We start from the raw sequence: 18623 nt of genomic DNA, 5'->3' as shown, positions 1-18623 counted from the left end.
GCCAGAAGGCTCCTTTTTCTCATCAGCCGTAAAATTACAGCTTACGCATCACCAGCGTGGCGTTGGTGCCGCCAAAGCCGAAGCTGTTGGACATGACGGTGGTCAGCTCACGATCGGTCGGTTCAGTCACGATGTTCAGACCTGCCGCCTGCTCGTCCATTTCGTCAATGTTGATGCTCGGGGCGATAAAGCCGTGTTCCAGCATCAGCAGAGAGTAAATTGCTTCCTGTACGCCAGCGGCGCCCAGAGAGTGGCCGGTCATCGCTTTCGTTGCGGAGATAGCCGGGCTGTTGTCGCCGAACACTTCACGAATAGCGCCCAGTTCTTTCACGTCGCCTACAGGGGTGGAGGTACCGTGGGAGTTCAGGTAGTCGATCGGCGTGTCAACGCCGTGCATTGCCATCTTCATGCAGCGCACCGCGCCTTCGCCAGACGGAGCAACCATGTCTGCGCCATCGGAGGTTGCGCCGTAGCCAACGATTTCTGCATAGATATGCGCGCCACGAGCCAGCGCGTGTTCCAGTTCTTCAACCACAACCATACCGCCGCCGCCTGCGATGATGAAGCCATCGCGGTGGGCGTCATAGGTACGGGAGGCTTTTTCTGGCGTTTCGTTATATTTGGTAGACAGTGCGCCCATCGCGTCGAACTCACAGGCCATTTCCCAGCCCAGTTCTTCGCCGCCGCCGGCAAACACGATGTCCTGTTTACCTAGCTGAATCTGTTCTACCGCATTACCGATACAGTGCGCGGAGGTAGCGCAAGCAGAGCTGATGGAGTAGTTCACACCGTGGATTTTAAACGGCGTAGCGAGGCACGCGGAAACCGCAGAACCCATCGCCTTGGTAACCACGTACGGGCCAACCGCTTTCAGGCCGCGCGGGCTGCGCATTGCGTCTGCGCCAAATACCTGCGCACGGGAGGAACCGCCGGAACCGGCAATCAGGCCCACGCGCGGGTTGTTCTGGTAGTCTTCTGCTTTCAGGCCAGCGTCTTCAACCGCCTGCTGCATGGAGAGATAAGCATAGATAGAGGCATCGTTCATGAAACGGACCACTTTACGGTCGATCAGACCCGTGGTGTCCAGTTTGACGTTACCCCATACGTGGCTACGCATCCCAGAATCTTTGAACTCTTGAGAGAAAGTGATCCCCGAGCGTCCTTCACGCAGAGATGCCAGGACTTCCTGCTGGTTGCTACCGATGCTGGAAACGATACCCAGGCCAGTAATCACTGCACGTTTCATTCAATACCTCTGTAAGTCATCACTATTTTAAAGTTTCGAGTCGCAAGATAGCGTACACTTGTACGCCGAACAAGTCCGATCAGCAAATTTATGCAGAAATTTGCGCCTGCGGACGCTCATCGTTAAGATCGGCAGACTCCTTGCCGCGCGAGTAACTTACGTGAAACAAAACGCCATACAATCCGCCAACCTCGAATTTAACAGTGAGGGTACACCTGTTTCCCGAGATTTTGACGACGTCTATTTCTCCAACGATAACGGTCTGGAAGAGACCCGCTACGTTTTTCTCGGGGGTAACCAGATAGAGGTACGTTTCCCTCTGCACCCGCATCCACTTTTCGTGGTCGCAGAAAGCGGCTTTGGCACCGGCCTCAATTTCCTGACGCTGTGGCAAGCTTTTGACGCATTCCGCCGTGAGCATCCTGACGCTACGCTACAAAGATTACATTTTGTCAGTTTTGAGAAATTTCCGCTGAAGGCCGATGACTTGCGCCTGGCCCACCAACACTGGCCGGAGCTGGCCCCCTGGGCCGAGCAGCTTCAGGCGCAGTGGCCGCTGCCGCTGGCGGGCTGTCATCGCCTGCTGCTCGATGAAGGGCGCGTGACGCTGGACCTGTGGTTCGGCGATATCAATGAGCTGACCGATAAGCTCGACGATACCTTCAATCAGCAGGTAGACGCCTGGTTCCTCGACGGCTTCGCCCCGGCCAAAAATCCGGATATGTGGACGCCCGCGTTGTTTGCGGCCATGGCGCGTACCGCACGTCCTGGCGGCACGTTGGCCACCTTTACCTCGGCGGGTTTTGTGCGCCGTGGGCTACAGGAGGCCGGGTTCACCATGCGCAAGAGCAAAGGTTTTGGCCGTAAACGCGAAATGCTGACCGGCGAAATGATGGAACCTCAGACCAACGCTCCCCGTACGCCGTGGTTTGCGCGTAGCGGTAGCCAGGCACGGGAAGCCGCGATTATCGGCGGCGGCATCGCCAGCGCCCTGCTCTCGCTGGCCCTGCTGCGCCGCGGCTGGTCGGTGACGCTCTACTGCGCCGATGCTGAACCCGCACATGGCGCATCCGGCAACCGTCAGGGGGCGCTCTATCCATTGTTGAGCGCCCACGACGCGGCGCTGGCGCAGTTCTTCCCCGCAGCCTATCTCTATGCCCGTCGCCTGTACGATACGCTGCCCGTCGCCTTCGACCATCAATGGTGCGGCGTAACGCAGCTTGGCTGGGATGAAAAAAGCGCGCAGAAGATTGCCCAAATGCTGACGCTGAGCCTGCCCGAAGAGATCGCTCACGCGGTCACGGCGCAAGAAGCTCGAGCCAGTATCGGCCTGGAGACAGGCTGCGGTGGCATTCAGTACCCGCTGGGCGGCTGGTTATGCCCGGCACAGCTCACCGCAGGCGCATTTGAACTGGCGCGCCAGCAAGGGTTACAGGCGCACTGGGGGAAAACGCTGACCACCCTCACCCGGCAGGACGAGGGCTGGCAGCTGACATTCAGCGACGGAGAGACAAGCATTGCACCGTGCGTCGTGCTGGCAAACGGCCACAACATCAATCAGTTCGCGCAAACCGAGGCATTACCAGTGTATGCCGTCGGTGGGCAGGTGAGCCATATTCCGACCACCGAAAGCCTCTCAAAACTTGAACAGGTGCTGTGCTACGACGGCTATCTCACGCCGCAGAATCCGAATAATCAGCAGCACTGTATCGGCGCCAGCTATCATCGCGGCCAGCGCGAGATGACCTTCAACGAGGACGATCAGCAGCATAACCGCCAGCGGTTGCTGGACTGTTTCCCACAGCAGACGTGGCCGCAGGAGGTTGATGTCAGCGCTAACGATGCCCGCTGCGGCGTGCGCTGCGCCACGCGCGATCATCTGCCGATGGTCGGCAACGTGCCGGATTACGCCGCCACGCTTGCTGAATACGCCACGCTGAACGAGAGTCCAGAGACGGCGAGTGCCGCGCCAATCTATCCCGAGCTGTTTATGCTTGGCGGCCTTGGATCGCGAGGGCTATGCTCAGCGCCGTTAACCGCGGAAGTGCTGGCGGCGCAGATGAGCAATGAACCGCTGCCGCTGGACGCGCAAACGCTGGCAGGTCTTAATCCAAATCGTTTGTGGGTTCGAAAACTGCTGAAGGGAAAGGCGGTAAAATAAGCGCGGAGATGTACCGGGTAAAGAAACAGTAGGCCGGATAAGGCATTTACGCCGCTATCCGGCACTGCTCGGGCTGCCGGATGGCGCTACGCTTATCCGGCCTACCACATCCTGCATCATGAGTTTGCCCGGCAGCGATACCGGGCAACCCGGCTTAGCGGGAAGCCTGCTGGTAGAGGCTGTCCCACATCTCCTTGACCAGCGCCTGGTCGCGCGGCGACAGTTCGCCCGCGCCAATGGCCGTTTCCAGGCTCTGGGTCACGTTGCGATACAGCGCCTCTGCCGAGTGCGCTTCGCTCTCGTCCAGCTCGGCAACCGCCAACGTCAGGTGACCGCGCAGATAACCGCTGGCAAACAGCTCATCATCACTGGCGTGTTCCACCATTTCATCAATTAACGCCAGAATGCGTGCTTCAAACTCCGCGATCATCTTCTTTCCTCTTTCTGTAACATGGCTTAGAGATCCTCCGGCCATGGGAAGTGTTCCGCCGTTAGGCTCGGCGTCTGGTAATAATTCTGTAGCGCTTTGATAAATTTCGCCGGGCGCGGCGGGATACCCTCGTTAAGATAGGTCATCACCTGCGCGTGCACGCGCCGCTGAAAGACGATGCGGTCGGGCTCAAAATCGCCTTCGAGGTTGTCGCAGCTGACGTTGAACGGGAAGCCCGCCGCCACGCAGAACAGCCAGTCAAAGGCCTGCGGTTTTACCTCGACGTCTTCAAACTGCCCCTGGGTTTTAGCATCGCGCCCGTCCGGACAGTACCAGTAACCAAAATCAACCTGCTCGCGGCGCGCCTTGCCGGCAATGCACCAGTGGGAGATTTCGTGCAGCGCGCTGGCAAAAAAGCCGTGGGCGAAAACGATACGGTTGTAAGGCACTTCGTCATCTGCCGGAAGATAGATGGGTTCGTCGTCGCCTTTAATCAGACGAGTATTAAACTCGTCGGCAAAGCAGTCATCGAAGATGGCGATCAACTGCTGGTAGTCATGCGTCTTTGTCATTAGCTCATCCTTAACCACTGAAGGATTTCCTGTCCATGGCTGTCGTAGAGCAGCTTGGCGCTCATAACCGCCGAAACAATGACGATCATTGGGCGAATGAGCGACTGCCCTTTGCTTAACACCAGGCGCGAGCCCATGCGCGCGCCGAAAAATTGGCCAATCATCATCACAAAGCCAGTCGCCCAGATGACCTTGCCGCCGATAATAAACAGCAGCAAGCCGCCGACGTTCGAAGTGGCGTTCAGCACCTTAGCGTGCGCGGTAGACTTAGCGAGGTTAAAGCCCATCAGCGTGACGAAGGCCAGCGCGTAAAATGAGCCCGCGCCGGGGCCGAAGAAGCCGTCGTAAAACCCGACGCAGCCACCAGCGACCAGCGCGAACGGCAGCCCATAGAGACGCTGCTGGCGATCGGCTTCGCCAAGCTTCGGCGTGAGCAGAAAATAGAGACCAATGCCGATCACCAGAATCGGCAGGATCTGGCGCAGAACGTCAGACTGCACGTGCTGCACCAGCAGCGCGCCGCTCATCGAGCCGATAAAGGTCATCAGGATATTGAGCTTCTGGTCGGCCAGATTCACCACCTTGCGGCGAATAAAATAGAGCGAGGCGGAAAGCGAGCCGCCGCAGGCCTGCAGTTTATTGGTCGCCAGCGCCTGCGCGGGCGGCATGCCCGCAGCCAGCAGCGCCGGGACGGTCAGCAAACCGCCGCCGCCCGCCAGGGAATCAATAAAGCCCGCCAGAATAGCGATGAGAAAAAGCGCCACCAGCATCAGCGGCTCAACCATAAATAACGCGGAGAAACTGTCCATCAGAGTACGTGTTCATCCAGTAACGCCTGGCAGGAAGGCGGCAACGGAGGAGGCGTCTTCTTCACAGGTTTGGTGGTGCCAGGTTTTGGCGGTTCGAACCAGCTTTGCAGCTCAGCGCCGCAGCCGTCACCCGCAGGCGGTGGCGCCTGCTCTTCACACTCGAAGCTATTGGCCGGGCACTTCAGCCGCACGTGCATATGCGCGCGGTGCTGGAACCACGGGCGCACTTTACGCAGCCAGTCGCGATCGCTGCCGGCCTCCAGGCAAAGCTGTTGTTTAATCGCCGGGTTGACGAAAATGCGCGTCACCTCGCTGTCTTCCGCCGCCAGCTTAATCAACTGGCCGATTTCCGGTTTCCACAGGGTCGGGACTACGCGCTTACCGTCGGCGCTGACGAGATCCAACGCCTGCGGCTTCAGCAACTGCGACGAGCTCCAGCGCGTTTTCGGTAATTGCAGGAAAATATCGACATCCAGCCCGCTTTGGTGGCTGGCGTGTCCGCCGTTAAAGCGCCCACCCGCAGGCATCCCCATGTCGCCAATCAGCATCGTCCCCATTCCGTGCTGCTGCACGTTCCGGCCCAGACGTTGGATAAACTGCACCAGATCGGGATGACCAAAGTAGCGGCGCTGATCGGTACGCATCACCTGATAGGTATCCGACTGCAACGGCAGCGCTTCGGCACCGACGATGCAGCCGTTAGCAAACGCCCCGATAGACTGGGCGCTACCGTTAATAGGTTGCGTGATTTTTTGCCACGGCGTTGCCGCCAGCGCGGTGCTGCTGGCCACCAGAGCCAGCAGCGCAATAACGGTTTTTCTCATGTTTACCAGCGTGGAATTGAGGTCGTCACATCGGCGTTTTGCGCGCGTTGGCGCATAAAGTGATCCATCAGCACGATTGCCAGCATCGCTTCAGCGATCGGTACCGCGCGGATACCGACGCAAGGATCGTGACGACCTTTAGTGATCATCTCAACTTCTTCGCCAAAGCGATCGATCGTCTTACCCGGAACGGTGATGCTTGAAGTTGGCTTCAGCGCAATATTGGCCACAATCTGCTGGCCGCTGCTGATACCGCCCAGAATACCGCCCGCGTGGTTGCTCTGGAAACCGGCTTTGGTAATTTCGTCGCGGTTTTCGCTGCCGCGCAGTTTGACCACTTCAAAACCGTCGCCAATTTCCACGCCTTTCACCGCGTTGATGCTCATCAGCGCGTGGGCAATGTCCGCATCAAGACGATCGAATACCGGCTCACCGAGACCCGCCGGTACGCCGTCGGCGACTACGGTGACCTTCGCGCCGATGGAGTCGCCCTCTTTTTTGAGGCCGCGCATCAGTTCGTCAAGGGCGTCGATTTTGTCCGGATCCGGGCAAAAGAACGGATTTTGTTCCACCAGTTCCCAGTCTTTGATCGCCAGCGGAATATCGCCCATCTGGGTCAGACAGCCGCGAATAACGATACCAAACTTCGCCGCGAGGAATTTCTTGGCAATCGCCCCTGCCGCCACGCGCATCGCCGTTTCACGGGCGGAGGAACGTCCGCCGCCGCGATAGTCGCGCAGGCCGTATTTTTGCTCATAGGTGTAGTCGGCGTGCCCCGGACGAAAAACGTCCTTAATGGCGCCGTAGTCCTGAGAGCGCTGATCGGTATTTTCAATCAGCAGGCCGATGCTGGTACCGGTGGTCACGCCTTCGAACACACCGGAGAGGATTTTCACCTGGTCCGGTTCGCGACGTTGGGTGGTATAGCGCGACGTGCCCGGGCGACGACGGTCCAGGTCGTGCTGAAGATCCGCTTCGGTTAACGGAATGCCGGGCGGCACGCCGTCAACGATGCAGCCCAGCGCCAGGCCGTGCGACTCGCCAAAGGTGGTTACGCGAAAGAGTTGTCCAATTGTATTTCCTGCCATCACGGCTCCGTTATCGTTGTTCTGTTGTTGCGTGCTGGATAAATCAGTCTTTGTACTGCCCGAAGTGGTTCTGCGCGGCGACGAGCTGCGCTTTGGTCAGCATAAAGACGCCGTCACCGCCGTTATCAAACTCAAGCCAGGTGAACGGAACATCCGGATATTGGTCCATCAGATGTACCATGCTGTTACCCACTTCACAAATCAGAATACCGTCGTCGGTCAGATAATCCGGCGCACAGCCGAGGATGCGGCGGGTCAGGTGCAGACCATCGGAACCAGAGGCCAGGCCCAGCTCGGGCTCGTGGCGATATTCTGACGGCAGGTCGGACATATCTTCTTCGTCCACGTACGGCGGATTAGTGACGATCAGGTCGTACTGCAGCTGCGGCGCGTCGCGGAAGAGATCGGAGCGGATCGGCGTGACGTTGTGGATCATGCCGTGTTCTTCGATGTTGTATTCGGTCACGGCCAGCGCGTCGGTAGAGACGTCGATAGCGTCAACTTCCGCTTCCGGGAAGGCATAGGCGCAGGCAATCGCGATGCAGCCGCTGCCGGTGCACATATCGAGAATATGCTCGGGGCGATGGTTAATCAGGCCGGCAAAGCGATTGTTGATCAGCTCGCCAATCGGCGAACGCGGCACCAGCACGCGATCGTCAACGTAGAATTCATGGCCGCAGAACCAGGCTTTATTGGTCAGGTAAGCTACCGGGATACGCTCGTTGACGCGACGAATCACGCGCTCGACGATCAGCTGTTTTTCACTGGTGGTCAGGCGCGCGTTGCGCATATCTTCCGGAATATCGAGCGGCAGGTACAAAGTCGGCAGTACCAGTTGGACGGCTTCATCCCACGGGTTATCGGTTCCGTGACCGTACCAGATTTCGGCCGCGCTAAAGCGGCTTACCGCCCAGCGCAGCATGTCCTGAATGGTGTGCAGCTCATTGACTGCTTCTTCAACAAAAATCTTATCCACGTTGTCCTCCAGGGCATGCGTCGGGGTAAATTCGGCGGCTAGTTTGCCATGAAGACGGCGATAAATCAGCATTCTTGCGTAGGGCGCGGGGAAAAAAGCGTTTTCGCTGCAGGAAGGGCAGCGAAAAGGTAAACTAGAGAAAAATGCGAATTTGAGAAGAATCGATGAAAAACAAAAACTCATTGAGCGAGGAGGATCAGGCGCTCTTCCAGCAGTTGATGACGGGCACGCGCAAAATAAAGCAGGACACCATTGTCCACCGTCCGCAGCGCAAGAAAATCAGCGAAGTGCCGCCTAAGCGTTTATTGCAGGAGCAGGCGGACAACAGCCACTATTTTTCCGACGAGTTCCAGCCGCTGCTCAATACTAACGGGCCGGTAAAATACGTGCGCCAGGATGTCAGCCATTTTGAGCTGAAGAAGCTGCGTCGCGGCGACTACTCGCCCGAACTGTTCCTCGATCTACACGGGTTAACGCAGATGCAGGCCAAGCAGGAACTGGGCGCGCTGATCGCCGCCTGCCGCCGCGAACATGTGTTCTGCGCCTGCGTCATGCATGGTCACGGCAAACATATTCTCAAACAGCAGACGCCGCTGTGGCTGGCCCAACATCCACACGTGATGGCCTTTCATCAGGCATCGAAGGAGTATGGCGGCGACGCCGCGCTGCTGGTGCTGATTGAAGTAGAAGAGTGGCTGCCGCCGGAGTTACCGTAAGTCAACGTAGGCCGGATAAGCGCAGCGCTATCCGGCAATGTGCGCTGGATGGCTGATGGCGCTGTGCTTATCCGGCCTACAGAGAGGACTTAAGCCGCGATCGCCTTAAATCGCTTTCGCCATTTTGAGATTGCAGGGGCTCATTTGCCAGTTCAGGGTCCCCTTCCCATTAGCGTCGAGGGTGACGCTGGCAATGGCGGAAGTGGTGAACATCGGCGGAACTTCGCCAGGACAGAGTTCGGCGACCAGGTAGCCCACCAGCGGAAGGTGGGAAATCACCAGCACCGATGAAACGCCTTCATTCGCTAATGCCTCAAGATAGGCGCTGACCAGACCGATATCGCCGCACGGCGTCAACTCGGGCAAAACATCCACCTCTTTTGGCAGGTTCATGCACTCCCCTACCACTTCCAGCGTCTGTTCCGCACGCAGATATGGGCTCACCAGAACGCGACCGATATCCACTTTTTGGTCTTTCAACCAGATTGCCATCTGACGAGATTCATCACAACCACAGCCGGTCAGAGGACGAACCGAGTCACTGGCTGCATCGAGGGCAGCGTCGCCGTGACGCATAATAAACACTTGCATATTGCACCGCTTTTGTTAACCAGAAGCACCAGCGTCACCCTGAGGATGACGCGGTAGCCGGGCATTGTGCCTTATCCATTCACTGAATGAAACGCTGATTTTTACCTTACTGGCGTAAGTATAGTCAACATCTGTTTACAAAATAGCCAAAAACCTTGCGATTCATCAGGGTTCACCTACTTTGACAGCCATTCATTGAATCTGTTCATCCTCGGGCCAAAAGGTCTCTTCCCGCTCCGCCCGCTGCAAAAGTGCATCACACGGCGTAAAGCGTGGACCGTACAGACCGGCCAATCGTTGCAGTCTGGCAACCACTTCACCCGCGCCGAGCGCATCCATATAGCGGAGCGGGCCACCGAGGAACGGTGGAAAACCGATACCAAATACCGCGCCGATATCGCCATCGCGCGCGCTACGGATAATACCTTCATCAACACAACGCGCCGCCTCGTTGAGCATCAGCATCACGCAACGTTCGGCAATCTGCTCTGCCGAGCAGCGGGCGTTACGCGCTGACATGCCCGCCAGGGCGTAGACCGCGGTATCAACCTGTTTCTTGCTTTTACGCCCTTTTACACCATAAAGATAGAAACCACGGCCATTTTTTCTGCCTTTGCGATCGTCATTCAAAATTGCCTGAATCAACGTTGCAGGGGCGCTAAAACGTTCGCCGTAGGCCGCTTCCAGCACAGGGAGAATTTTAGTCCCCGTATCGATACCCACTTCATCCAGTAGCTGAATAGGTCCAACCGGGAAACCAAATTTAACTAACGCATTATCAATATCTTCCACGCGCTCGCCGTCAACAAGCATGCGCATGGCTTCGGCGATGTATGGTGCGAGAATACGGTTTACGTAGAATCCTGCTTTATCAGCGACCACAATCGGCGTTTTGCCCTGTTTCTTCGCGAGCTTGACGGTCGTTGCGATCGTCTGTTCGGACGTTCCCGCATGTGGAATAACCTCCACAAGGGGCATTTTCTCTACCGGACTGAAAAAGTGTAAACCGATAACCTGCTCAGGGCGCTGTGCGTGGGCTGCAATATCGCCAATGGGTAAAGAAGAGGTATTTGAAGCAAAAATGGTGTGAGGAGCACAATATTGTTCAATCTCACCCACCATCTTCTGTTTGAGCGCGAGGTCTTCAAAAACGGCCTCGATTACGAGATCACGATGCGCAAAGCCCCGGTAATCGATGCCGCCGGAAATCAGCGCCAGCTGCGCGTCGCGCTCGGCGGGTTTCAGATGGCGGCGGCGTACTTTTTGCTCCAGCTGATCCCAGCTGTATTTCAGCGCGTGGTTGATACCGTTGGCGTTGATATCTTTAATACGTACCGGCAGCTTGCCCTTAATGGCGGTAACGTAGGCAATACCGCCCCCCATCAGACCGCCGCCCAATACGCCGACCGAACCCAGCGGGCCAGATGCAACGCTGGCGCCGGGATCTTTTTTGATATCCGTACTGGCAAAGAAAATACTGCGCAACGCGCGCGACTGCGGCGTCATCGCCAGCTCGCCAAAGGCGCGAGCTTCCGCCTCGTAGCCGCTGCTGGCGCCGTGCGCCAACCCGGTTTCAATCACCTGGAGAATTTTATCCGTCGCCGGGTAGTTGCCCTGGGTCTTCTGCGCGGTTTTCTTTGCCGCCATGCTGAACAGCAGATGACGCCCCAGCGGACCAGCCAGAATACGATCGCGCACCGACAGACGGCGATGTTGATGATGTGCTTTACGCGCATATTCCGCAGCGGCATCGAGCAAAATCGAACGCGGCACAACCTCATCCACCAGCCCCACTTTTAGCGCCTGACGAGCTCGAAGCTGTTTGCCGGTCAAAATCATATCCAGCGCGGTGCTGACGCCAATCAGACGCGGTAAACGCTGAGTGCCGCCCGACCCCGGCAGCAGCCCCAGCTGCACTTCCGGTAGTCCCAACACCGTTCGCCCATCATCAGAACAGATGCGCGCATGGCAGGCCAGCGCCAGCTCGAGACCGCCCCCCAGGCAAGCCCCGTGAATCGCCGCCACCACTGGAATCGGCAGGCTTTGAATTTCCGCCATCACCTGCTGCCCCTGACGAGCCAGCGACTCGGCCTGCTGGGCGCTTTGACAGCGGCCAATCATATTAATGTCGGCCCCGGCGATAAAGTTATCGGGTTTGGCGGAGATAAATACCACGCCCTGCAGCGCTTTGTTATCCCGAATCTGTTTGAGGATAGTACGCACCTGACCGCCAAACTCCGCCTTTAGGGTATTCATCTTTTCATCAGGGACGTCGATGGTGACCACCGCCACGTTGTCCGGGCGTACGGTGAAAGTAAATGCCGATTTCATCGCGTCCATTATTCAGCCTCCAGAACCATCGCCGCGCCTAACCCGCCCGCAGCACAGGCAGTTACCAGCCCAAAACCGCCGCCGCGGCGTCGCAATTCATTGAGCGTTTGCGTGATCATCCGCGCCCCGGTTGCCGCAAACGGGTGTCCGTAGGCGATGGAACCACCCAACACGTTAAATTTGCTCTCTTCAATTTCGCCGGTCGCCTGGCTGCGCCCCAGCACCTCGCGAGCAAATTTATCGCTGGCCAGACACTGAATATTGGCCAGCGTTTGCGCAGCAAAGGCTTCGTGCATATCAATCAGCGTCAGATCGGAGAAGGTCAACCCGGCGCGATCCAGCGCCAGCGGCGTAGACCATGCTGGCCCCAGCAGCATATCCTGCCAGACATCAATGGCGGTAAAGGCATAGCTACGTAGATAACCCAGCGGCGTCAGCCCCAGTTCTTTCGCTCGCGATTCCGTCATCAGAATCACCGCCGCCGCGCCGTCGGTTAATGGCGTGCTGTTGGCCGCCGTGACGGTGCCGTGCTGACGGTCGAACGCCGGACGCAGCTTGGCGTAGTCCGCCAGCGTAGAGTTGGCGCGGACATTGTTGTCCTGCTCCAGCGGGTTCCGGTAGGGAGGCACGTAGGCGGTCATCACCTCATCAGTGAGCTTGCCCGCCGCCCAAGCCTGCGCGGCCAGCTGGTGCGAGCGGTTTGCCAGCGCATCCTGCTGTTCGCGGGTAATGCCGTAGGTTTTGGCCATCTGTTCGGCGGTATCGCCCATACGCAGGCCGGTGGAATACTCGGCCACCGCAGGCGGTACCGGCAAGAGATCGCGCAGACGCAGCTGAGAAAAAAGTTTGAGCTTCTGGCCAAGCGTACGGGCTTTATTGGCATCAACCAACGTACGCGCCAACTTTTTACTCACGCCTATCGGCAGGACAGAAGAGGAATCTGCTCCACCGGCGATCCCCGCGCGAATAGTTCCCGCCATCAGACTCTCCGCCACGTTCGCCACCGCCTGGAAGCTGGTGGCGCAGGCACGGCTCACGCTGTAGGCATCGGTATGCACGTTCATCCCGGTGCCGAGGACGATCTCACGGGCAATATTGGGCGCAGCCGGCATCTGCACCACCTGACCAAAAACGAGCTGTTCGATGACTTCGGGGGGAATTTCGCTGCGCGCCAGCATTTCACCCACCACCATTTTGCCTAAATCCACGGCGGGTACGCCGTGAAAAGCCGTCGCCTGTCGGGCAAAAGGGGTTCGTAACCCACTGACAATTGCAATGCGATCGCCCTGGCGGGTGATTAGCGGTAACGCCTGACTCATAGCTCTCCCCTGTTATCGGAAATCGACCAAGTGGTCTGACCTGATAACATTCTTAACTAATTTTTTACACTTAGCCAATCAGGGAGAGGAAAAAATGCGAGCTAAAACACACTGAGCAGAAAAGAAAACGCCCCCTTTGCATCGGCAGCGGGGGCGTAAAGAGAGAGGTCGTTCGCAGAGGCGATTAACGAAGGCCCAACTGGAAAATCAGGGTTTCTGCTTCGCAGGCAAAGACAAAGTCGATATCCAGCTGCACGCCGCCTTCAACTTCTTTAAAGTCAGCGGTGATTTTGCACGGTTCGGACTCTACGCCACGCGCTTTTTCAGTCAGCGCCGCCAGCGTTTCTTCCGCATCTGCGCGGTTGGCGAACACGCGGCTGTAAGATGTGGTGCAGTCGGAGTTGTCCATAATGGTACCAACGTCCATGCAGCAGCATACCGGAGTTTCATCAGCACTACATTTACTCATCGTAGATTTCCTCTGTTTGGTGCACTCAGGGTGCCAGATAAACTATGCGTTTATTTTACGCCCGCCCATTGTGCGTCTCCAGTCGAGAATGTGATCCAAGGCGATAAGTGACCGAAATCACAATTAAAAATGATCTAAAACAAATTCCAGCATTCAGACGCTATGACCAAACCCGCATTTTTGCCAACCAGATCTCGTTTCAAACAACATCTTAGAAAAATACAATAAACAATATTGCAACATACCAGCTGGTCAGACCTATACTCTCGTCACTGGTCTGATTTCTCTGTCGTAGTCCAGCCCCTACACTTCGCGCTTCTGTTACTATATGTAACATTGTTTGTATAAAAATAACTCAATGAGGTTATGGTCATGAGCCAGAAAACCCGTTACACGAAGTCCGCTCTTGCTGTCGCAGTGGCACTTGTTTCAACCCAAGCCTGGTCAGCGGGCTTCCAGCTTAATGAATTTTCGTCCTCTGGTCTGGGCCGTGCCTATTCTGGTGAAGGCGCTATCGCCGATGACGCAGGTAACGCCAGCCGTAACCCGGCGTTAATTATGATGTTCGATCGCCCAACGTTTTCTGCCGGTGCGGTTTATATCGACCCTGATGTGAATATTTCGGGCCGTTCTCCGGCCGGGAATAGCACCGACGCCGATAATATTGCGCCAACCGCGTGGGTTCCTAACGTACATTTCGTTATGCCGATTAACGACCAGTTTGGCTGGGGGGCATCTGTCACCTCTAACTATGGTCTGGCAACTGAATTTAATAATAGCTACGCGGCGGGTATGTACGGCGGTAAAACCGATCTGCAAACCGCTAACCTGAACCTGAGCGGGGCTTATCGTCTGAGCAGCAACTGGAGCTTCGGTCTTGGCTTTGATGCTGTTTACGCGAAAGCGAAGATTGAACGCTATGCAGGTGAAGCCAGTAGTCTGATCCCACCTGGATACGGCCCGGTTGTTGGCGTCACTGGCCCAGATTCACAGATTGCGCACCTGAAAGGTGATGAGTGGGGATATGGCTGGAACGCCGGTATCCTGTATGAACTGGATAAAAACAACCGTTGGGGCCTGACCTACCGTTCTGAAGTGAAAATTGATTTCGACGGTGATTACAAAAGTTCCATCACCGCCGCAGGTAACCAGATTCTTGCAGGGGCCGGCATTACCGGCCTGCCGTACGGCACCGATGGCCGCACTATCAATGGTTCTCTGACCCTGAACCTGCCTGAAATGTGGGAAATCTCCGGTTATAACCGCGTTGACCCACAGTGGGCGATTCACTATAGCATCGCGTACACCAGCTGGAGCCAGTTCCAGGAGCTGAAAGCCACCGGCTCAAACGGTCAGGAGCTGTTCTATAAAGACGAAAGCTTTAAAGACGCCTACCGTATTGCGCTGGGTACCACCTATTACTACGACAAAACCTGGACTTTCCGTGCCGGTATTGCGTTTGACGATAGCCCGGTTCCGGCCAACCATCGCTCAATCTCCATCCCGGACCAGGATCGTTTCTGGCTGAGCGCCGGTACCACCTATGCGTTTAACGAAGATGCCTCTATCGACGTCGGCGCTTCTTATATGCATGGTCAGAACGTCACCATTCAGGAAGGGGATTACACCTTCAAATCTGAAGGTAAGGCGTGGCTGTTCGGTACTAACTTCAACTATCGCTTCTGATAGATTGTCGACATCAAAAAAGGGTGAACAAATGTTCACCCTTTTTTATTGTCGATTCGTTATTCGGAATCGATATCCTTCAGTTCGCCTTCAATCGCCTGCGCATTCGGGTTCTCTTCCGGCTTCAGCTTGCCGCCATTGGCGATAAAGTCATGCTGCTGGAAGTAGGCTTCACGCACCATAATGTACGGGTCGGAAGACTGGCGCAGCAGGCCGTCGGAGTCGAGAAGCTGAGCGCGTGTCTCTACGCCTTCAACCATCCACTTGCCAATAGACATCGGCCAGGTTAGCCAGGAGAGCACCGGATAGGTGGTGTCGACCATATCACCACCTTCGTCACGCAGCGTGAAGCTGCCGTAGAACGGAAGCTGCAGATACGGGCCGTAACCAACGCCATAGTGCCCCAGCGTGCTGCCGAAACGGTGCGGTTGCACGCGCTGCAGTTTCGGGTTTGCCATCCCGGCAACGTCAATAAAGCCGCCCATCCCCAGAATGGTGTTCAGGAAGAAGCGGGTAAAGTGAACCATCCCCGTGTACGGGTCGCCTTGCAGGAATGAGTTGACCATAATGGCCGGCTCTTCAAGGTTGCTGGTAAAGTTGCCAAGGCCATTACGCGCGGGCTGCGGAACGTAGTCGCGCCACGCGACGGCGACAGGACGAACAATGTACGGATCCAGCACATCAAAGTTGAAGCTGTACATCGTACGGTTAAAACCTTCAAACGGGTCAGAACGCCCCTGCTGTTCTGTTCCGGAACTTGCACAGCCCACCAGCAGTGTTGTTCCGAGCGCAAGCGCCGACAGGCGAAGCTTCATAAATGTCTCCCTGGTGATTATGGCTATCACTGATTGCCATCCATGACGGACCTTAATCGTATCCGCCTGTTTAGGTGTAAGTGATTGTAACAGCACGCCGACGATGTCTATATAGCCAATTTTGTTGATCTGATCATAGCCTGGTAAAGAGCACGCCGTGGCGCTTATATTCTAACGGTGAGAAAAAAACAAATATTACCATTTTTGCACTTTCAGAATATATCCACCGCCCATCAAGCCAGCAGCCGCTACGCTTTAGCAATACGTCTCTTTATTCAGGAACATTATGATGGATGACATCAAGGTGGAAAGCGAAGAGAAGCTTAGCGGACAAAAAATCGAAATCAATGAAGACCGACTCCCCTCTCGAGCCATGGCGATTCATGAACATATACGCCAGGAAGGTGAAAAAGAGATGGAGCGCGACGCGATGGCACTGCTATGGTCAGCAATCGCTGTCGGGCTATCGATGGGCGCATCGTTAGTCGCCAAAGGGATTTTTCATGTTGAACTGGCCGGCGTACCGGGCGGTTATTTACTCGAAAACCTCGGTTACACCTTCGGTTTCATCATCGTCATCATGGCGCGACAGCAGCTGTTTACCGAAAATACCGTCACCGCCGTCCTGCCGGTCATGCAAAACCTGACGCTGGGCAATGTCGGCTTGCTGATGAGACTGTGGGGCGTGGTTCTGCTCGGCAACCTGATCGGCACCGGTATCGCGGCGTGGGCGTTTGAGTATATGCCTATCTTTAAGGAAGAGACCCGTGATGCCTTTATTAAAATAGGCATGGATGTGATGAAAAACAGCCCAACGGAGATGTTCGCTAACGCCATCATTTCCGGTTGGCTAATTGCAACCATGGTCTGGATGTTTCCCGCCGCGGGCGCGGCGAAAATCGTGGTTATCATCCTGATGACCTGGCTAATCGCCCTTAGCGATACCACCCATATTGTGGTCGGGTCCGTAGAAATACTCTATCTGGTTTTTAACGGCACGTTGCACTGGAGTGATTTTATCTGGCCTTTCGCCCTCCCTACCCTCGCAGGCAATATTTTCGGCGGTACGTTTATCTTTGCCTTGATGAGTCACGCGCAAATTCGCAATGACATGAGCAACAAACGCAAAGAAGAAGCACGTTTAAAAGCAGAACAAGAGGCCAAAAAGCAGAAACGTGAGGAAAAACAGCTTTGAATGGCGACTGTTTGAGCAGTCAAGCGGCAGCGCACTTACCCGAATGCGCAAAAAACGCTATACTCGTGCCGCTTCGTCCCCTTAGTTAAATGGATATAACGAGCCCCTCCTAAGGGCTAGTTGCAGGTTCGATTCCTGCAGGGGACACCATATACACCTCTCCTGACGTCTACCGAATTCAATAAAACCCCCGTATAATCAGCGATAAACCCTCTTGTCCGGCTATGCGACTTCAACTGAAGTTAATCCATATCCAGGTGAATCAATAAACGTTTGGGACCTAATTGGGTGCTTATCCTGTTCAATGAAAAATGAGCCCCCAAAATGTCGCTGAATGCGCGTCAGGTCGAGACTGCATAGGCCCAGAGATAAAGACTATAAGCTCGCTGACGGCAGAGGGCTCTATCTCATGGTCAATACTAACGGTTCAAAGTACTGGCGTATGAAGTATCGATTTGCCGGGAAGGAAAAAAGCTCTCATTTGGAACCTACCCGGACATTTCGCTTGCGGAAGCCCGTACTAAGCATGATGAAGCAAGAAAAACACTAGCGAATGATAAAGATCCTGGTGAAGTTAAAAAGCCGAACTACTTGCCAAAAGCTCTCAGTAACGAACACTTTTGAAGCGATAGCTCTCGAATGATATGTATTAGTCGCGACTTGATCTGACACTGGACCTTGAAAGGTTGAGAGTTACCGGTTTTGATATGGGTGTCGAATCCTTATACAAAACACGAGGTAACTCTCATGCTTCATACTAACAATCCCGTTATCAAACACAAAGCAGGTTTGCTCAATCTGGCCGAAGAACTCAGCAATGTGTCGAGAACCTGTAAAATCATGGGTGTCTCACGCGATACGTTTTATCGTTACCGCGAACTGGCTGATGAAGGCGGCGTTGATGCACTGATTAACCGCAGCCGGCGTGTTCCCAATATCAAAAATCGGATCGATGATGCTACTGAGAACGCTGTGGTTGATTACGCCGTTGCGTTCCCGGCACATGGTCAGCATCGGACCAGTAACGAGCTGCGCAAGCAAGGCGTCTTCATCTCCGGCAGTGGCGTCCGCTCCGTCTGGCTGAGGCACAACCTTGAGAACTTCAAAAAGCGTCTGAAAGCGCTGGAAGAAAAAGTGGCCCGTGACGGTATCGAACTGACCGACGCACAGATAGTCGCACTGGAACGAAAAGCCAGTGATGACGAGGCCTGTGGTGAAATCGAAACTGCTCATCCGGGTTATCTGGGATCACAGGATACGTTCTACGTCGGCAACCTGAAAGGTGTCGGGCGTATCTACCAGCAGACGTTCGTTGATACCTACTCAAAGGTCGCTCACTGCAAGCTATATGTCACCAAAACGCCGATTACAGCGGCAGATTTACTGAACGATCGT

The 18623-nt window shown here is 55.6% G+C and carries 17 protein-coding genes, 1 tRNA gene and 1 pseudogene; 7 read left to right on the top strand and 12 right to left on the bottom strand.

The window, feature by feature from the left end:
- Positions 1 to 34: 34 nt before the first annotated feature.
- On the bottom strand, positions 35 to 1246 hold the full coding sequence (gene fabB / locus M989_RS07280) for a beta-ketoacyl-ACP synthase I (RefSeq protein ID WP_064543787.1): 1212 nt from the start codon (positions 1244 to 1246) through the stop codon (positions 35 to 37).
- A 160-nt stretch (positions 1247 to 1406) separates the two neighbouring features.
- Here fabB and mnmC point away from each other — a divergent pair, with 160 nt between their 5' ends.
- Positions 1407 to 3407 carry a bifunctional tRNA (5-methylaminomethyl-2-thiouridine)(34)-methyltransferase MnmC2/FAD-dependent 5-carboxymethylaminomethyl-2-thiouridine(34) oxidoreductase MnmC1 gene (mnmC, locus tag M989_RS07275; RefSeq protein WP_064543785.1) on the top strand — a complete coding sequence of 667 codons (2001 nt, stop codon included), beginning with the start codon at positions 1407 to 1409 and terminating at the stop codon, positions 3405 to 3407.
- A 154-nt stretch (positions 3408 to 3561) separates the two neighbouring features.
- Here the strand turns inward: mnmC and M989_RS07270 are convergent, their stop codons facing one another.
- The 6 genes from M989_RS07270 to prmB are packed head-to-tail and all read right to left on the bottom strand — an operon-like array spanning position 3562 to position 8106.
- Positions 3562 to 3837 (bottom strand): YfcL family protein, encoded by a 276-nt coding sequence (locus M989_RS07270; RefSeq protein ID WP_064543784.1) that lies wholly within the window; start codon positions 3835 to 3837, stop codon positions 3562 to 3564.
- Positions 3838 to 3863: 26 nt separating this feature from the next.
- Positions 3864 to 4409 (bottom strand): elongation factor P hydroxylase, encoded by a 546-nt coding sequence (locus tag M989_RS07265; RefSeq protein ID WP_064543782.1) that lies wholly within the window; start codon positions 4407 to 4409, stop codon positions 3864 to 3866.
- Positions 4409 to 5218 (bottom strand): sulfite exporter TauE/SafE family protein, encoded by an 810-nt coding sequence (locus M989_RS07260; protein WP_064543780.1) that lies wholly within the window; start codon positions 5216 to 5218, stop codon positions 4409 to 4411. Before M989_RS07260 ends, M989_RS07265 begins: the two co-directional genes overlap by 1 nt.
- On the bottom strand, positions 5218 to 6042 hold the full coding sequence (gene mepA, locus M989_RS07255; protein WP_064543778.1) for a penicillin-insensitive murein endopeptidase: 825 nt from the start codon (positions 6040 to 6042) through the stop codon (positions 5218 to 5220). The genes M989_RS07260 and mepA overlap by 1 nt, the downstream gene beginning before the upstream one ends.
- 2 nt (positions 6043 to 6044) lie before the next feature.
- Complete coding sequence (aroC, locus tag M989_RS07250; RefSeq protein WP_064543776.1) at positions 6045 to 7130, bottom strand: chorismate synthase; 1086 nt, start codon at positions 7128 to 7130, stop codon at positions 6045 to 6047.
- A 43-nt stretch (positions 7131 to 7173) separates the two neighbouring features.
- Positions 7174 to 8106, bottom strand: a complete 933-nt coding sequence (prmB, locus tag M989_RS07245) for a 50S ribosomal protein L3 N(5)-glutamine methyltransferase (protein ID WP_064543790.1) — start codon at positions 8104 to 8106, stop codon at positions 7174 to 7176.
- Between the two features lie 164 nt (positions 8107 to 8270).
- Between prmB and smrB the strand changes: the two genes are divergently transcribed.
- Positions 8271 to 8822 (top strand): endonuclease SmrB, encoded by a 552-nt coding sequence (smrB, locus tag M989_RS07240; RefSeq protein ID WP_064543774.1) that lies wholly within the window; start codon positions 8271 to 8273, stop codon positions 8820 to 8822.
- Positions 8823 to 8927: 105 nt separating this feature from the next.
- On the opposite strand, the gene sixA is transcribed toward smrB, so the two are convergent.
- The 4 genes from sixA to M989_RS07220 form a co-directional block, all read right to left on the bottom strand.
- Positions 8928 to 9413, bottom strand: coding sequence for a phosphohistidine phosphatase SixA (gene sixA / locus M989_RS07235; RefSeq protein WP_064543773.1), 486 nt, complete (start codon positions 9411 to 9413; stop codon positions 8928 to 8930).
- 192 nt (positions 9414 to 9605) lie between these two features.
- A complete protein-coding gene (gene fadJ / locus M989_RS07230; protein ID WP_157093524.1) occupies positions 9606 to 11744 on the bottom strand; it encodes a fatty acid oxidation complex subunit alpha FadJ in 2139 nt (712 codons plus the stop codon).
- Between the two features lie 8 nt (positions 11745 to 11752).
- Positions 11753 to 13063, bottom strand: a complete 1311-nt coding sequence (fadI, locus tag M989_RS07225) for an acetyl-CoA C-acyltransferase FadI (RefSeq protein WP_064543769.1) — start codon at positions 13061 to 13063, stop codon at positions 11753 to 11755.
- 184 nt (positions 13064 to 13247) lie between these two features.
- A complete protein-coding gene (locus M989_RS07220) occupies positions 13248 to 13532 on the bottom strand; it encodes a YfcZ/YiiS family protein (protein ID WP_064543767.1) in 285 nt (94 codons plus the stop codon).
- A 372-nt stretch (positions 13533 to 13904) separates the two neighbouring features.
- Between M989_RS07220 and fadL the strand changes: the two genes are divergently transcribed.
- A complete protein-coding gene (gene fadL / locus M989_RS07215; RefSeq protein ID WP_167351049.1) occupies positions 13905 to 15218 on the top strand; it encodes a long-chain fatty acid transporter FadL in 1314 nt (437 codons plus the stop codon).
- A 59-nt stretch (positions 15219 to 15277) separates the two neighbouring features.
- Here fadL and mlaA read toward each other — a convergent pair whose 3' ends face one another.
- Positions 15278 to 16033, bottom strand: a complete 756-nt coding sequence (mlaA, locus tag M989_RS07210; protein WP_064543762.1) for a phospholipid-binding lipoprotein MlaA — start codon at positions 16031 to 16033, stop codon at positions 15278 to 15280.
- A gap of 286 nt (positions 16034 to 16319) precedes the next feature.
- On the opposite strand from mlaA, the gene M989_RS07205 reads away from it, so the two are divergent.
- From M989_RS07205 to M989_RS07195, 4 genes and pseudogenes are all read left to right on the top strand, one after another.
- A complete protein-coding gene (locus M989_RS07205; RefSeq protein WP_064543757.1) occupies positions 16320 to 17228 on the top strand; it encodes a formate/nitrite transporter family protein in 909 nt (302 codons plus the stop codon).
- A gap of 75 nt (positions 17229 to 17303) precedes the next feature.
- Positions 17304 to 17378: transfer RNA gene (locus M989_RS07200), tRNA-Arg, on the top strand.
- Between the two features lie 174 nt (positions 17379 to 17552).
- Positions 17553 to 17868: pseudogene (locus M989_RS24470) on the top strand (Arm DNA-binding domain-containing protein); the annotation flags it as partial.
- A 107-nt stretch (positions 17869 to 17975) separates the two neighbouring features.
- The coding region (locus M989_RS07195) for a helix-turn-helix domain-containing protein (RefSeq protein ID WP_074398751.1) at positions 17976 to 18623 on the top strand (648 nt) is incomplete at its 3' end.

It is taken from the genome of Kluyvera georgiana ATCC 51603 (genome assembly GCF_001654985.1).
Classification (GTDB): Bacteria; Pseudomonadota; Gammaproteobacteria; order Enterobacterales; family Enterobacteriaceae; genus Kluyvera; species Kluyvera georgiana.
The sequence above is the reverse complement of the archived record's forward strand: the minus strand, read 5'-3'. Positions and strand labels throughout refer to the sequence as shown.